This is a genomic window from Mycoplasmopsis columbinasalis, assembly GCF_900660705.1.
In the GTDB taxonomy this organism is placed as follows: Bacteria; Bacillota_I; Bacilli_A; order Mycoplasmatales; family Metamycoplasmataceae; genus Mycoplasmopsis; species Mycoplasmopsis columbinasalis.
Window position 1 is genome coordinate 832,129 of the sequence record NZ_LR215043.1, and the last position, 17,328, is coordinate 849,456.

Below are 17,328 nucleotides of genomic sequence, written 5' to 3' on the forward strand. Positions count from 1 at the left end.
TCTTGAAAATTTTGTTAGTTAGATAATGTATGTAAAATCAAACAATGCATTTTACATATATAACATATAATTCTAAAATATTAATATTTAAAATTAAAATAAGCTTTCAATTCATAGATTTTCGTGCTTATTGAAAGAGGTTTATTATGGGAAGAAAAAAACTTGTAACTCTTGGAACAATCGGAACCATCCTTGCGCTTTCAGGCGCAATTAGTGTTGGTACCTATAAAATAGTGCAACACCAAAACAATAAAATAGTTGAAAACAGCGCTGCTGCACAATTGGAAAATGAATTACAAAGCAGTACTCAATTCGAAAACTTAAGTATTAGTTATGTCCCAACAGTGGTTGGCCAAAAATTAAGTGATATCACTTTAAACGAAGCGGATGTGAATAACTTTCGCCTTTTTACCGTTCACTCAAATGGTGTAAAGAGTGAATTTACAAATGCTCATCCTGGTTTTAAAGTAAGTTTTGCATTCAAACAAAGCGAATTTTATGTTTCACTTGGAAAAGCTAGATTAATTATTACTATTACTAACGAAATCAATCCAAGTTCAAATAAATCACAGTTGCAACCCGTAGCCAAAACTTTTGAATGACCAGAATTGTTTAGCGGTTTTAAAGTTGAGACGCCAGTTACAACTGATTTAGATGCATTTGCAAATAGTTTAGTTGCCGACCCAGCAACTACTGTAATTTATAACAGTGATGACGCTGCTAACTTTTTACCTTCGCAAGTAATGTCGCAAAAATTTCTTTTTGGTTTTAAAACTAAAAACAATGGTTTTGAAGAATTTACCACCGTTTATGGCGATCAGAGTGGTGAAATTATGCCAATTTTTGCCATTGATCAAGCTAAAAGTAACGATAAAACAGGTACATTAGTTGGCACAGTGAAACTAAGAGTTAAAACTACAGGTTATGAAACAGTGCCAAAGGAATTTACCTTTGAAGGTTTTAAAACACAAGCAAGTGCCGATCAAGACGAACTTGAACAATTAATTAACACAATCGATCACTTAGACTACACACAAAATAAGAGCAAAACTTTGGTAGCTAATGCTAAAAGTGATCTTAATAATTTTGAGTTGTATGCTGTAACTAGTGAACCATGAGTTTATCCAGAAAGCATCACAGTTACTAAAACCGTTGCTGAAGAAACTGCTGTTCCTGACGGTAGTGTCGCAATTAAAGTAACATTGAGTAAAAATGGTGTAAATGCAGAAAAAATATTCATTATTAATGGTTTTCGCACTGTTTTAACCGTGGAAGAAGAAGCTTTAGCAGCTGAACTTGCTAAATTTGATGCTTCAAAAGTACGTGTACCCGACTCTTTGCAAGCGCAATTTGCTAGCCAAGTACCTTCAAAATTTAATTTGAATGGTTTAGATTCAAGTTTGATTTTTACTATCAACAACACTGAACAAAGTGTAACGCAATATAACTATAACGATAATTTTGCTCTTCACGTAGATTTAACTGCTTCCCAACCAAATGATACAACTGGTGAATTACGTGGTAGTTTTTACCTTACTAACATAGCTTCAGGTGAACTCAAAAGTGAAGCTAAAACTTTTGTACTAACTGGTTTCAAAACAGCTTTACGTGCACAAAAAGAAGCGATTGTAGCCCAAACTGCAGCGCTTGACCATATTGAATTCCCATTACCAAAAAATTATTTGAACTTTAACGCTTTAAGTAAAAACGAATTAAAAGAATTAGTACTAAATAACATCAAAATGTTTGATGCTAACAACAATTTACTTGCTCGCGATGCTGATTTACACTATGAATTAATTGATTTTAGTGCTAATCCTTATGACACACAAGCTACATTTAAATTAAAAGTTAGTTACCAAAACTTTAGCGCGCAAAGCGAGCCTTTAACTATTCCTAATTTGGAACCATACAAAGACTACATTATAAGTCAAGCCCAAAAGACTTTAGCTTACTACCAATGAGTTCCACAAGATAATTCACAACCACAAACACATTTACCTTCACAAATAATTGCTAGTTCTACTTTCAAAAGTTGATTTGCACCTTACCAAACTAACGGACAGTTGGTCGAAGGTATCAGCAAAGAAATTTCACTCACACTAACTAACTTTAGTGCTAACGATGACACCGGGCAAGTTGACTTTGATGTGGAAATTAAATACCAAGGTCCAGGCGAAGGTGGAGAGGCAACCACATTTAGTCAACTCAAACACTTCCAAGTTAGTGGGTTTGCACAAACCAATACATATTACGCAGGCTTACTACAAAGTGAATTAGCCAAAATTGAAACTAGCGCTGTCAATAATTACGACATGAGCGCTACAGCTGCGGCGGCACTCATTAGCAATCCAAACCAAGTGCACAACTTTTTGACACTTTATCAAGACGCAGCTAAAACAACTGTATTTGAACCTAAAACAAACTTCGAGCTCAGCTTTGAAGTTGTCACCACTAACGATTTAACAGGGCAAGTGCAATTTTTCGTAGTGCTTAGCAAAGGTAACTACAGTGCCAAAAAATTGATGACCTTAACAGGTTTGACTCCGTTAACGCAAACACAAGTGCAACAAAAATTAGATGCTGAACTAGCTAAAATTAGCACACAAGCGCGCTACCAAGGCAAAATGCCTGCTACTGCCACCAGGAAGGAATTTATTAACTTTTCTACAGATGTTGGTTTGGTCAATAACCAATTTAACACCCAATACCAAGTGCCCGCAGGTTTGGAATTAGTATTAGTCAACACTTCCTACGAACAAATTGATAACTTACCGGTGATTTTCTTTACGATCCAGTTAGTTGATCGTCAAGCAAATTTAAGTTCTGCTGCGAAAAGAATTCGTTTAGATGAACAATTTGGTACCGATGAAACTATTTTTAATTACTATTCGAATTTGAATCTGGAAGGTAAACTAGATCTTACTAGTGCAGTTGAACTCAATAAGTTGGGTAAATTAAGTTTTTTACGCCACATAATTTATTATCTAAACTAGCAGCATACAACAACGCTGAAGGTTATCGCCCACAAGATATTCTGCGTGTGACTAACACACAAGATCCTACAACACAACTATTAGAAAACCAAACGCTCGAAGCTCGTGGCATTCACTTTAGTTTCAAAAATTGGCAACTTCCCGACACTAACACCCCAGATCATGCGGAAGGTAAATTCCAAGCGGTAATTGAGTTAAAAGTTGGTACGTATGTCCATGATTTTCTAATCACATTATCTGGACTTAATTCACCAGTATAGCTGCTTTCATTTTGAAAACTTAAACTAGAAGATCTCGAATCTAACGTAATCAAAGTGAACGACTTACCATTTGTCCAAGCGCGGGGGTGGTCTTGATAAAATGACAGCTATAGAATTTTTAGCATACTGAGATGAACTCGCCGACCAAAGTCAATACGCACCAGAAAACTGATTATTTATCCCAGATGAGCAAGGTCAGTTAGTGCTGCTAAATAATAATCAAATGACTACTGCAGCTGGAATTACCTTTTCCTTTGTAAGGTGAGAACGTGAAGAATTTGATGCTGAACATATATGTCTTCATTTGAATGCACAAGTTGATGGTGTTTCCGTAGTTGTTGAGGGTTGTTTTGTTGGTTTTGGCAAAATACCGCAAATTTTTGACCTCTGAAAACCAAAACTGCAAACTGCAACTCTTGATGTTAGTGCCATACCCGCAGCGCAAGGCGGTCTTGCTAACTTGACTCCTGAAGGTTTTGTTGGCCTCGTAACATCACATGCAAATGAACCAGCTTACCAACCGGAAAATTTAATTTATGTGACTAATTCACAAAACCAAGTAGTCAAACTTTTTGAAAACCAAGAATTTACTCGTGTTGGTTTTGATATTACCTTTGACAACTGAAGTACCAGCGGCAATGAAGTGATTGCTAATTTAGTGCTTGGTCTCTCCGAGACGACCAAAAAAATTCAAATTCACTTTAGCGGGTTTGCTACGCCAATTGAACTCGTTGACACTTGAACACAAAAATCGCAAACAGCACAGCTTGGCAGCACTCTTTTTCGCAACACTGACTTGTTTGGTTATTATCTACCGGAAGCTTTCATTAATTTGATGGAAACAGAAGAGACTGGCAATCCAGCTTCTGCACGTACACCAATTTTTTCTATTCGTGATACAAATGACAATTTAATTGAAATTACCAAGAATAAACAGTTCGAACAATCTGGGGTTACAATTTCGTTTGCTGGTTGAGACAAAACACTTTCAACTAATGGAACAGTAGTGGCAAATTTCACTCTGAGTGTGGCCGATCTCACTGAAACTGTGCAAGTTAGTTTTGCACAATTCGCAAGACCAAACAAATTGTTTGAATTTTGAACACAAGAAATTAAAAATGTTTCTTTTACTCCTTTTTACTTATCAATAGTTGAAGAACAACACGGTATTGAATATTTCATGCCGCGTAACTTTATCAAAGCGTGAAACCAAAATACTGCTGCTGTTAATTCAGAATTAGAATATTTATTTTCACTTTCAGGTGACAGTATTGCTAAATCATTTGGACATAGAAATTTACTTCAGAATGATGGGATTACAGCATCTGGTATAAAAATCACTTTAGAAGGTTGAGAAGAAGAAGACACTTCGCTTCCCTACTTTAGTTCTAAAACTGCGGTTGCTATTTTCAAACTTAGCGTGGGCGACGCTGAACAAATTGTGAAAAAAGAATTTAGGTCATTTTCACAGATTATGCAATTGCTTAGCTTATGAAGCGCCAATATTCGAAACGCTAAACTTAATTTAGAAGCACTTACACCAATTTTGGAGCGCGGATCATTAGCTAATTACACACCACAAGAGTTTATCGATTTGTTAAACTCGCATCGCGATGAACCAGCATTTAGTGTAGAGAATTTGTTCTACTTCAGTCCAAGTGATTCTGACGAAACTTACAAATTACTTGATAATGAAAGTAGAAAAGTCACTGGTATTAACATTACCTTTAAAGGCTGAAACACACAAGCATCAATTGGCGGCAAGCTCGTTGGTGAATTTGAATTCAGGTACGTAGATGCTCCCCCAGGTACCCGAGACTTTGGCACAAAATTCTCTTGAGAACTTGATGGTTTTGCTTTGAATAGTGAGGAAGAAAACAATAAACTTACACAAATCATCGGTCTAAGATATACTGGTTACGAATCCGAAAACTTAACAATTCACGAAGCAACAGCCGAAAATAATCGGGAATTGTGACAATTAACACTCCAAACCGATTCCGACCAAACTGAAACAATCACAAACCCATGAGCACACGGATATTTTATCCGACCAGAAGTTGTAGGTAGTGACAGTATTATGCATATCGCGGTCAATTCGGCAGCTAATAGTCCAAGTAAAGACTTTCCTTTTTCTAACTTTAGAATTCCCGCTTGACTAGATAGTCCAGAAGGTAAAATTATTAAAGAATCATTTCAAAGTAATTGAGTTAGAGCCGTAGTTGCTTTTGCTCCCAACGAAACAAGTACAAAAAATATTTTTAAAACTTGAGACCCAAGTACAGAGTTACCTCTTGAAGGAATTGTTCGTTCGCTTTATGATAACGAACCTGACCAAATCAGTCCAGTTGAATTCATTGAAAAAAATAAGGCACCAACACGATGCTGATCCAGATGCTCCAATTGTTTACAAACCAAAAATAACTTTTCTTAGCAGTGGCAGCGTGCGTAGTGCCAATATTGGTGATTGAATCGTAACTCCACTCAGTAATAACGCCAATGTTACAAGCGCTTTACATAATTTCTTCTCTAACTCTAATGTTACACTTCAAGATCGAAACAACCCGGATAATCAAATTGAAATCAAAAACGCTTACATCAGATTTCAAAAACTTGTTGCCTCACACCTTGATTATGCTAACTTGCCACGACGAGTTCCTGTGCTTAAAATTTATTTTTCAGTCACTTTTTCATTCAATAATAGTTACCACACAGCTTATTTCATCGCGCAGGATGATCGGGACTGAGCAGATTTTGACGGTGAAGATGTAGAATTAAAACTTTCACCTGATCCAGTTGCGCTTGATGAAATTGATGGCGAATATGGATTGCGTCAATATTTAGCGGATGTTCTTGAAGATCAACCTTTTAATGTTGACACAAAACCGATAGAGCGTAGATGATATCGACATTAAGCAAAACCAACCCAAAAACATATGAAAATTATTAGCGTGTGTTTCTAGATTACAAGTTGTAAAACAACAACAACTTACTCATTTGTAAACAACCACGGATAAATCCGTGGTTTTTATCTAAAAAAATTACAACTAAACACATAAAAGTTATTGTTTTGCTTTGTGATTGAGCAGTAAATAAAGATTGCCGAGAAAAGCACACCTACAAAAATGTTTTTTAACTATAACAGAGCGACTCTTGTAACAAACAAGTCTAAACAAAGCAAACGTATTTAGTTTGTTTGTAAAAACAAAAAAACAAAAAGTAACATAAAAGACAACATACTTTTAAGCTTTAGTTTGAGTTTCAAGAACACTCCTAAACAATTTGTGTTTTTTAATTTGAAATTAAAAATTTTGCGTTTATTAATTAAGCTGTAAGCATTATTTCTAAAATTTGCTAAATTACTATTTATTTATAATAAAATAAAAGAAATGATTCGTATTAATTAACCTTCTATTTACAAAAAAAGATAGTTTTCTTGACAAAAACTAATCTATAAATGGCTCTTGAATAAATGCTTAAGAGAAGTAATTATGGGAAGAAAAAGAATTATCACACTTGGAGTTATTGGCGGAATTTTAGCACTTTCAGGCGGAATTAGTGCTGGTACATACAAACTTGTGCAAAATCGAACTCAACTTGCGCAACAACATAATGTTGAACAACAGCTACAAAATGAATTACAAACTAACACCCAAATGGATGTTTTAAATGTAATTTATACTCCAACAAATTCAACACAAAAATTGGCTGACATCAGTCTTGCTGAAGCTGATCTCAATAATTTCCAATTATTGATTACGAATGATCGCGGAGTTGCGACTGTTTTTACACAAGTTTATCCTGATTATGATGTTACTTTTGCTTTTAAAGAAAGCGAGTTTTATGTTGCTCTAGGTAAGGCAAAGTTAATTATTACCATCACCAACAAACTAAATCACAACGTGTCAAAAACTTTTGAATGACCAGAACTTTTTAGCGGTTTCAAAGTTGAACAAACCAGTTCAACAGACTTACCAACATTTGCGGATAATCTGTTAACTAACCCTGCTGCTACAGTAGTCTATGATGGCGATGTTGCTAAGATTTTACCTTCACAAGCCTCTGCTACAAAACTTGTGTTTGGTTTTACTACGGCAACAAATACATTCGAAGACTTTCGTACAACTTACGGTGATCAAACAGGTGGCATCATCCCAGTTTTAGGTATTGATCAAGCAAAAAGTAACGATCGCACAGGTGAACTTGCAGTTACTCTGCAACTAAAAATTCCAGCTACTGGTTATGAAACTAAAGTCAAATGAATTAAACTTTCAGGTTTTCAAACACAAACTGATGCAGACGGCGCACAACTTGAACAACTTTTAACAACAATTCAAACTTTGGACTACATTTCAGAAACTAAAAATCAGGTCTTAGTAGCTCAAGCACAAACAGAATTGGATAATTTTGGTTTATATGATAGCCAAAACCAACCAGTAGTTTTACCTGCTGATGTACTTGCAACCAAAGAAGTGCTTGAAACATCAGCTACTGCTGGTAGCATAAAGATTAATTTGACTTTAAGCAAAAATAATGTGACTAGAACTAAAACTTACCTTGTTGAAGGGTTTAAAACTGTACGGAACGTGCAAGAAGAAAGCTTAGCGGCTGAACTTGATAAGTTCACTAGAGTACGCGTTTCTGCAGATTTACAAACACAATTCGCACAAAAATTGCCTTCGCAATTTGACTTAGATCTCATTTTGGGAGACTTAATTTTTAGTGTTGACGAGAGTGAAAAAACAATTCTTCAGTACAACAACAATAATGATTTTAAACTTAATGTTGAAAAAACAGCAATGCGTCCTGTTGATCAAAATGGCCAACTTTTAGTTGATTTTTATCTTACTAACACGAATTTTGACAACGGTCAACTCAAAAGTGAAGTCAAAACTTTTACTTTAAGTGGGTTCAAAACCGCAAATAAGCTAGAAAAAGAACAAGCAATCACAACTTGAGTGCATGCTCTTGACCACATTGAATTTCCACTTTCTAAAGATTATCAGCACTTTCTTGCGCTTGACCAAGCAACTTTAACTACTTTAATACTCAACAACCTCAAAGCATTTGATAGTAATAATCAATTGTTAAGTTACGATTCTGCTTTAAACTATGAAGTAGTCGCTTTTAATCCTAGTCCTTTCCATGAGAGTGTTACTTTTAAATTACGTGTTAGTTATGATGATTTTGCACTGGAAACAAAAGAATTAACAATCAATAATTTAGAGACTCGCCAAGATTATGTACTTACACAAGCGGCTAACTCATTAGGTTATTATCAATGAAACACGCCAGACCAAAGTCCAGCCAGCGCCCACTTACCATCAGAAGTGGTTAGCGACTTTGAATTACGCAAAGGTTTTGTTGCCTACCAACCAAATGGTCAAGTTTTCGAGAACCAAAATCAACACCTTACAATCACCACGATTAATTTCCTTTTTGACGATAAGAAAGGTGCTGTTACTTTTGAAACGCGCTTTAATTATCGCGAAGGCGACAGTGTCGCAAAGAGCATTACTAAAAACTTTGAAGTTTATGGTTTTGCTACCAGCAATAGTTTCTACACTAACTTCTTACAAAATGAATTAGCACAAATTAAAACTGTTGCTTTTACTAATTATGCAATGTTAGCCTCGCAAGCCGCCGCAATTGTTGCCGATCCAACTCAAGCAAGAACAGTTATTAAACTTTATCGTGACGAACAACAAACTACTACTTACCAATCACCAAATGATGTGACATTAAGTTTTAGTGTGCGCAACTTCGATGAGACTACTGGCCAATTGCAAATTTATGTGCATGCGACTAAAAATAGCTTCAGCGCCCAAAAGCTTTTCACACTTACAGGTTTTACAACTTTCAACCAAAATCTTTTGAACAAACTTGTTGCCGCAACAACCACTGAGAGCGTTGCCTTTAGTGCTACTATTGACAAAGAAGTAACTTCACCATTAGTGTTAGCTGATACTGATTTAATCTTTAAAGATGACATTTTCACCAATATTCTTGGTGAATACAAAGATGACTTCGACGTTAGTTACACAATCACACAGCGTGATGCTAATGCTGGCGCTGTGGTTGTGACAGTGAGTTTTTGACCAATCAATCAACCAAACCTACGCCAAACCAAAGCGTTAACATTCACTGGCTTTAAAACTTTTGCAGCCTTTGCCCACGAAGTTTTCGATTCAATTACTGCACTGAAATTAAGCGAAAATCGTGTGCCTAATGAGTTCACTGCTACACAGGCGGCCGCGCACAAAAGTTGATTTGAACTTTGAACCAATACTAATAAATATCAAGCAAGTGTTTTGGCAGCTTTTGGTTTAGTGCCAACAATTGAAACGCTTGAAGCAAATGAAGCACGCAATGAAGTAACAGCTACAATTTCCGTGCCATTAACTTATCAAGGCGCAACTCCAACTGGTGACAATGGTAATAAATTAACAAAAACCTTAAGTTTAGGTGGTTTTTATAGTGCACAAAAACTAGAACTCAACCAATTACTTGCGCAACTTAATATTGATGCTGCGAACAAAAGTAACACCTTACTCAACCCAACAATGCCTTTTAACAAAGAAAGTTGAGATCGTGAACTTAACTTAGCGTGAACAACTAACGGTCAAGTCTTGAACTTGACTAGTGAAGCAAATTCGTTACAAGTGCAAGCAACCCCAACACTTGATATTGAAAATGGAATTTTAACTTTAGTTGTTCAACTAGGTCGTCAAAATATTTGATCTGACCAACGCACCTTTAAAATAGCAGGATTTGCACGCTTAGCAGATGTAATTGCTCGTGAAAAAGCTAACTTACGAGCACATTTTAGTGGCACTGCAAGTGACTTTTTGCCAAGTCAAGCGGTGCGAAACCAACAAAATAACACTTTCACATTATTAAATGGTGATACACAATATGTACCAAGTGCTCACTTTGCTCTTGCAGGTCCAGCTGAATTAATTCCACACGATGACACTAGTAGTGTTACTTACAAACAAAACTTGGTTGTAGTCAACACCAACATTAACTTTACCTTCACAACTCAAATCAATGGTTTTAAAACGCAAGCACAACACCGTGCCGAAACAATTTTGACTAACCTAACGGCTACTATCACACACAAGCAAACACTTTGACCAAGTACAGTGGAAGCAACACTAAGAGAAAATTTCTTTGCTAATGAGTTGTTAACTTTTGTTAACCAAAACAACCAACCAGTTGATCTTAAAGCTTTAGCGCAAGATGGTTTTACAGTCGCTTATGAAAACTTAACTAGCGACAATCAAACCGGAACCTTATTCTTTGCGATAGCTATTCGCAAAGACGACTTCGTACGCACTAAATATTTTGAACTTACTGGCTTTAACGCCGTGAATACTTCTGAAACCAACCCACAAAATCAACCTGATGTACCTTTAACACTGCTTGAATTCAAACGCCTTGAATTAGCAGCTAACCTCAATAAAATTGGTAGATTCGCTACATACAAAGGTACCACACCAGCGCAAGGGTTATTTAATCACCAAGTGGACTTTTTCCAAGATGTGCAATTGTTCTACCAAAATAATTTTGATCATTACCAACTGCCTCAAGATCTTGCTATCGTACTTACAAACACAACTTATGACACTGCCAATGACAAAATTATTTTTACAATCAAATTAGTTGATACAGTTTATAACTTAGAATCAGAAACCAAAGACATTTACTTAGATGATATTTTTGGGACCGACCAAAGTGTTTTTGATTACTGATTAAGTTTGTCTTACCACGCACAATTAAACACAACTAGTGCGCCTGAATTAAATAAACAAGGTACTTTAGCATCTTATACACCACGAAAATTTGTTCGAATTTTCAACGAATATGCTAATCACGCCGGTTATAGAAGTGTTGATATCATTCGTTTGACTACACCTACTTATAATCTAGCTCAATTATTAGGAAACCAAAAACTCGCTGAACATGGAATTCACTTTACTTTCCGCAATTGAATCACGCCGACAAGTGATGCTGATCCCGTGGCACAAACACAACTTACAGCTGTCGTTGTGTTACGAGTTGGCACCTATATGCGTGAACTTAACTTCACTTTTGATGGTTTTGCTAACGCAGAACAAGTACGAGCTGAATTCGAAGAACTTCAAAGACTTTTTAACAACCGCAAGGTTAAATTTTCTTGGGAAACCGCCGCTGAACTACCTCTTGTAAAAGCCGCTGGCGGTCTTAAGTACTTTACGCCAGAAAAATTCCTTAACCTTTTACACAATAATAGCGCGGATGCACTTTATCAAATCGAAAATTTCATTTATGTGCAGGATGCAAATAACAACTTAATAAAATTACTTAATAATGATTACTTTAGACAAAAAGGTATTTCTATTGAATTGAATTCTTTAAGAACAGATCCATCACTGACTCGTTTAGAAGCTTCTTTCGAAATTCAAGCAATTGAAATGACAGATACAAATGAAGTTCAATTTGAACTTGGCGAACCGCGCTTGGCGCTTCCTTCCGAATTAACTGCTTTATGAACAGAACAAATTCGCAAAGCTAGTCTAGACACAAAAGCGCTTTTCCAAGACCAAGCGCATTTAGATTTTTATTACTTCACTCCGAGTGAATTTATAGACTTACTAAATGAAAATAGCCATAACTCAAGCTATCAACCAGAGAATTTATTCTACTTTAAAAATGGTCAGGACCAACTTATCAAATTACTCAATAACAACAATATTGCTCAAACTGGGGCGACAATTACTTTTGATAGTTGGAATCGTGCTGAATCTGTGGAAGGCAAATTAGTAGCAAACATCAATTTAACTATAAACAATGTTACAACTAAAGTTGTTTGTGAATTAAGTGGTTTTAAATTAAACGACCAAGAAAGTATGGAGAAATTAGAATTAATTGACGATCTTAACTATATGGGTGAAAATCAAAGTCAAATTACCATTGAGGAATCTTTAGCGGAACAAAATCGTAATAATTGAGTCTTAACCTTCCGAAATCCAGACCAAAACAACGTTAATCCATGAGATGCTGGTTATTTCATTTTTGCAAAAAATACAAGTCTTTATCCTGAGATCCTATTATTTGCTTCACGCGCTGATTATGAAATGGCACTTAACGGAGGTTTATCTTACTCACCACCATATGATCGAGTTAAAATTTTTCATTTTGCATTCCAGTTCAAAACGCCAGGCTGATTAAGTGTAGATTCGGGCGTAACTATTAAAAATGTATATCTTGCCAACTGGTCGACTGCGTTAGTGGGTTTTCATTCCGACACCAACGAAAACAATATATTTAACACCTTAACTGACACTAACACGGAGTTACCTACTAAAATCATTCGGACAAAAGATAAAAACGAACCAACAGAACTTAGTCCTGTGGAATTTATTGAGAAATTGCGTAACCAAAATCTAAATGAAGGTCGCAATGAGAATGCGCTTTACTCACTAAGAATTAAGTTTCTTCCTAAAAATGCCGCTATAAATGACAACGATAGCTACCACTGACACTTATTGCCTGGTGTTTTTGACGTAACTGATTGGCAAGGTGATTCTGAGAGAGTGACTTTGTGAGGAACTGGCAAGTATACGAACGAACTTGACCTTGAAACTGGTCAACCTGCTTCACCTGTTCCTTTTGCGCTTAATAAATTCTTTGGGAGAGACGAATATTTCGGCGAAGGAAAATACCTTAGCGATCCAGTGTCAGGCGAAGGCATCAATGTTGACACAGCATGAATCAGATTTCAAAAACTGGTTGCTACGCATCTTACTTTACCAAATGGTGAACGCAAACCAATTCTGCAAATTTATTACACAGCTACCTTTTTATATAATGAAATTTACCATATTGGATACTTTGTTGCACAAGACACACTGGATTGAAAAGATTTCTCAGGACCAGATGTGGAATTACAACTTTCACCTGATCCATCTAATTTTGATAGTTACGAAGGTAAATTTGGATGACGTAGTTATATGAGCCCAGTTTATGCATATCGTAACGTTGAGTTTGATACTAAAATTCAGAAACCAAATAAAGATTAACGCAAACAAACCAATAAGTTTGTCAGCACACACAAAATTTGTGTGTGTTTTTTTTAAAATTTTGCCTGAATAAACAATAGTTCTGAAAATTTTCAATCGTAAGGAAAAAGACTATTTGCTAACAATTAATAAAATAAAATTAAACTCAAAATTTTGTTAAATAAAATCGAACAAAAAAATTATGAAACCGGTTCACTCGATGTAATTGTGTAATTGCGCGACGGTTCAATAGTTAAAACATTTACTTTTACCATTGATGATTTTGATCTTTCAAATGCAACCGCACAAAAAATTTTGAATTCATAAGTTTCCTTCACGCATAATTGTTCACCCGAATAAAACAAAATATAATTTTTGCAGATGCATTTTAAACTATAGAAACAGATGAACTCTAACAATTAAAAAACTTGATGAAATTGGCCAAGAAATTTTTGAAGAAATAATAAATCCTTGAAAAATTACAAACACTGGTTTACAAATACACTAATTTACCCGATCCTGATAATGATCGCGGAATTAATTGAGGTTACGAAGAAAGTATTGTTAAAGTTTCTTTAATACGTACATATAAGATCAAACTCTGAAGAACACCCAATGATACTGATACCTATCGGAGAGAATATAGGTTTTAAACTTTGCGAAAAGAACATCTAAAAATTTCCGGAATGAAAAATAAAAATAAAACCATAAAATATATTTAAAGATTTTTTAATTTAACTATTTCATTAACGTATGTGTAATAAAACAGTATATTTTGTATATATAAATATTAGTAATACAAGTAACTAAATAAAATTGACTAAAGGAGTACTTATGTCCAGAAAGAAAATTGTTTCTCTTGGAGTTATTGGCAGCATTCTTGCGCTCTCAGGAGGAATTAGCGGTACAACTTACACTCTAGTTAAAAAACAAAACGAAAATCAAATCAAAACTAATCAACAAACACAAATTAGTAATGAATTGCAAACGATTATTAAGACAAATTTTGAAACCAATTCATTTACTATTAAGTACCAAAGTGAAATTCCAAACCAAAAATTAAATGAAATTAGCTTAAACGAAGCAAAACTTAGTAATTTTAAATTGTACGAAAACACATCAAACGGTACAAGTGTTAATTTTGAAGTAGCTTATCCTGAATATGAAGTGATTTTTGCTTTTAAACCTGACGAATATTTTGTAGAGCTTGGATCTGCGCGTCTAATTTTAACGATTAGAAGTAAAAACGACCAAACTATTAAACAAACATTTGAATGACAAGAACTTTTTACTGGCTTTAAAGTTGAACAAAAAGCAAGTCAAAACTTAAATGAATTTGCAGATACTCTAATCAAAAATCCTAAAAATCAAGTTGTTTATACTAAAAACGAAAAAGAAATTTTACCTTCAGCAGTAAGTGATGCTGATTTTAGTTTTGGCCAGTTTACAGATGCGGGTCAGTTTGTTAGTTTTAGTGAATTGTATCAAGATCAAACTTCAACTATTACTCCGGTTTTTGCAATTGATCGAAACGAAAGTAGCGATGTTAATGGCTTATTGGTAGTTAACTTGCAACTAAAAGTCGCTAATATGAACGAAATTTACCAAACAGAAACACGCAAATTTAAATTGTCTGGTTTTAAAACACAAGCTGATGCAGACAAAGAATTAGTTGATTCAACATTTAAACAAGATATTGCGAAAGTAGATTATCGCACCGACAAAAGTAAAATCAGAGTTGCTGAGGCAATCAATAACAATCCAAATGACAACTTTTTACTTATTGACCAAAATAACAATGAAGTTGCTCTTAATTTAATCACCAAGACAATTGTGGCGGAACCAACTTCTACGGATGGCAGTGTAAAAGTTACTGTGACTCTTACTAAAGGCCAAGCGACAGCTTCAAGAGATTTTATTGTTGAAGGTTTTAAAACCAAAGAGACTGCAGACTATGAAATTTTAGCTACAGAATTAAATAAAATTACTGCAGCTAAAGTGGTTGACGAATTAGCCGCAAAATTTCCAAACAACTTACCATCAAGTTTTAATCAACAAGAAATTGTGCAAAACCTAATTTTTGTTATCGATAATAATGAATTATCAGCAACACAGTACAACAATAATAATGATTTTAAATTAGTAGTTGAACCAGCTAACATCGAACCAAAAGACCAGCAAGGTCAAATTGCAGTTAACTTTTTCCTTCGCAATACAAATTTCCCTAACATTCAAAGTCCAAAGACTTTATTCTTAACCGGTTTACAAACACAAACAAATCACCAACTTGAACAACTTGTGAATAATGCTGCTAAACAAGCAGTTGAAATCAATTACGAAGGTACTAAGCAGTATGAATTTTTCACACAATCGAATTTAGCCGACTTTATTGCTAGCAAGTTAACATTTTTGAACGGTGATGGACAAAAACTTACTTTTGACTCAGTTTTAAATTATGAAGTTGTTGATTTAGTTGCCAATGAATTTGTCGACACTGTCACTTTTAAAGTTAAATTTATTGCCGGCGACTTTAGTGCAACTACACAAAAAACTTTTAAAATTTCACAGTTAGAAACTAAGCAAACTTATGCAGTGAATTCAGCGATGAGACAACTAGCAGCCTTTAAATGAAATGCTCCTGAACAAAAGTCTGCACAAAACTTTTTACCTTCCCAAATTGTTGCAAGTCCAGAACTTCAGCAAAGATTTCAACCATTTGGTGTTGATGAACAACCTTTTGTGAATCCTGACACACACTTAAAGCTCAATTTAACTAACTTTCGCGCTGATGACGCTAATGGCTTGGTTTTCTTTGACGTTGTTCTTAGTTACTCGAATTCACAAGCAGAACAAACCTACACTGCAACACAAACTCGAACAGGTGTAAGTGTAGCTGGCTTTGCGCCTGCAGATCTTTATTACAATCACCTACTTGAACGAGCCTTAAATGAAATTAAAGGCATAAAAATTAACGATTCAGAAGCATTACCTTCAGAAACAGTTTCAGCCTTGCAAACATGAGACCAAGAACATGATACAATTTTGACTTTGGATACAAGCACCAACCCAACACCTGAGGGTGCTCCAGCTGTTGACATTAAACTTAGTTATACCTTTGAAAATGTTGATGATAATGCTGGCACACTTACAATTATTATTACCGCCACAATCAATAACTTTGCGCAACAAAAACGTTTTGCGTTAACAAACTTAACAACTACTACTAAACGAATGTTAACTCAATTAATTGCCGCTGTGACTAATGAAAACTTTAGTTTCAGTGACCGTGTTGACCGCACGAAAGCTGTGGCCTACCAACTTGAAAGTAATGACTTAATTTTGCAAAAAGTAGGAGCACTTAGCACAATTGCCGACTGAGAAAACTTTTTTGATGTTGCTTATCAAATTAGTAGCACCGACCCTGACAGTGGCACCTTTGTAGTTAGTGTTACTTTTACTAACAAGCAAGACCCAACCTTAAGTGCTACTAAAGAAATAACATTCAATAATTACTTTAGAACTTTTAGTCAAGTTGCCGCCGAAGAATTAGCAGCAATTACTAGAGTTACTTTTAATAGAAATCCAAGTAATACTAAACCAAGTCAAGTTCAACCTGAGCAATTAATACTATGAACAGCAAACGAAGCTGCTTATAGTGACTTTAGTGCCCTCAAAGATCGCAGAGCTAAAATTAAAAATTTAACTCCACACGACCAAACTGGTACACTTACACTCGAAGTAGCACTTGCTAACGATTTTGCCGGTACCACAGAACTTACTAAAACTTTTACGCTCACTGGTTTCCAAAGCGCTACCACAGTGGCCTTAAATAAACTTGCTGCCTCGCTTAGTGTAGAAGTTCCGAATAAGCAAAACCTTTTGGCAAACCCAAATCAAAACAATAATCTAGCACAATGGTCTGTTTTTCCGACCTTTGTTTGAAGCAAAGCTAATGCTCCTTACGACTTTGCTGCCAACAACATCAACTTGGAAATTACAGAGTTTTGAGCTGACATTTTTAAAGGTAGT

Annotated in this window: 6 protein-coding genes; all 6 read left to right on the forward strand. The window is 35.2% G+C overall.

Annotation, left to right across the window (positions count from 1 at the left end; genetic code table 4):
- Positions 1-146: 146 nt before the first annotated feature.
- Entirely contained in the window at positions 147-2,996 is a 2,850-nt protein-coding gene (locus tag EXC55_RS03280; protein WP_165001871.1) for a lipoprotein 17-related variable surface protein, read from the forward strand.
- 47 nt (positions 2,997-3,043) lie between these two features.
- Positions 3,044-3,256 (forward strand): hypothetical protein, encoded by a 213-nt coding sequence (locus tag EXC55_RS03285; RefSeq protein ID WP_129623241.1) that lies wholly within the window; start codon positions 3,044-3,046, stop codon positions 3,254-3,256.
- 100 nt (positions 3,257-3,356) lie between these two features.
- The gene (locus tag EXC55_RS03290; RefSeq protein ID WP_129623242.1) at positions 3,357-5,690 is read left to right on the forward strand and encodes a hypothetical protein; all 2,334 of its coding nucleotides are present in this window, start codon (positions 3,357-3,359) and stop codon (positions 5,688-5,690) included.
- A complete protein-coding gene (locus tag EXC55_RS03295; protein ID WP_129623243.1) occupies positions 5,614-6,171 on the forward strand; it encodes a hypothetical protein in 558 nt (185 codons plus the stop codon). Before EXC55_RS03290 ends, EXC55_RS03295 begins: the two co-directional genes overlap by 77 nt.
- A 576-nt stretch (positions 6,172-6,747) precedes the next feature.
- Positions 6,748-13,320: a lipoprotein 17-related variable surface protein gene (locus EXC55_RS03300; protein WP_129623244.1), complete on the forward strand. Its 6,573-nt coding sequence runs from the start codon at positions 6,748-6,750 to the stop codon at positions 13,318-13,320.
- Between the two features lie 813 nt (positions 13,321-14,133).
- Positions 14,134-17,328 (forward strand): lipoprotein 17-related variable surface protein (locus tag EXC55_RS03305; protein WP_129623245.1); only part of this gene is annotated, 3,195 nt, incomplete at its 3' end.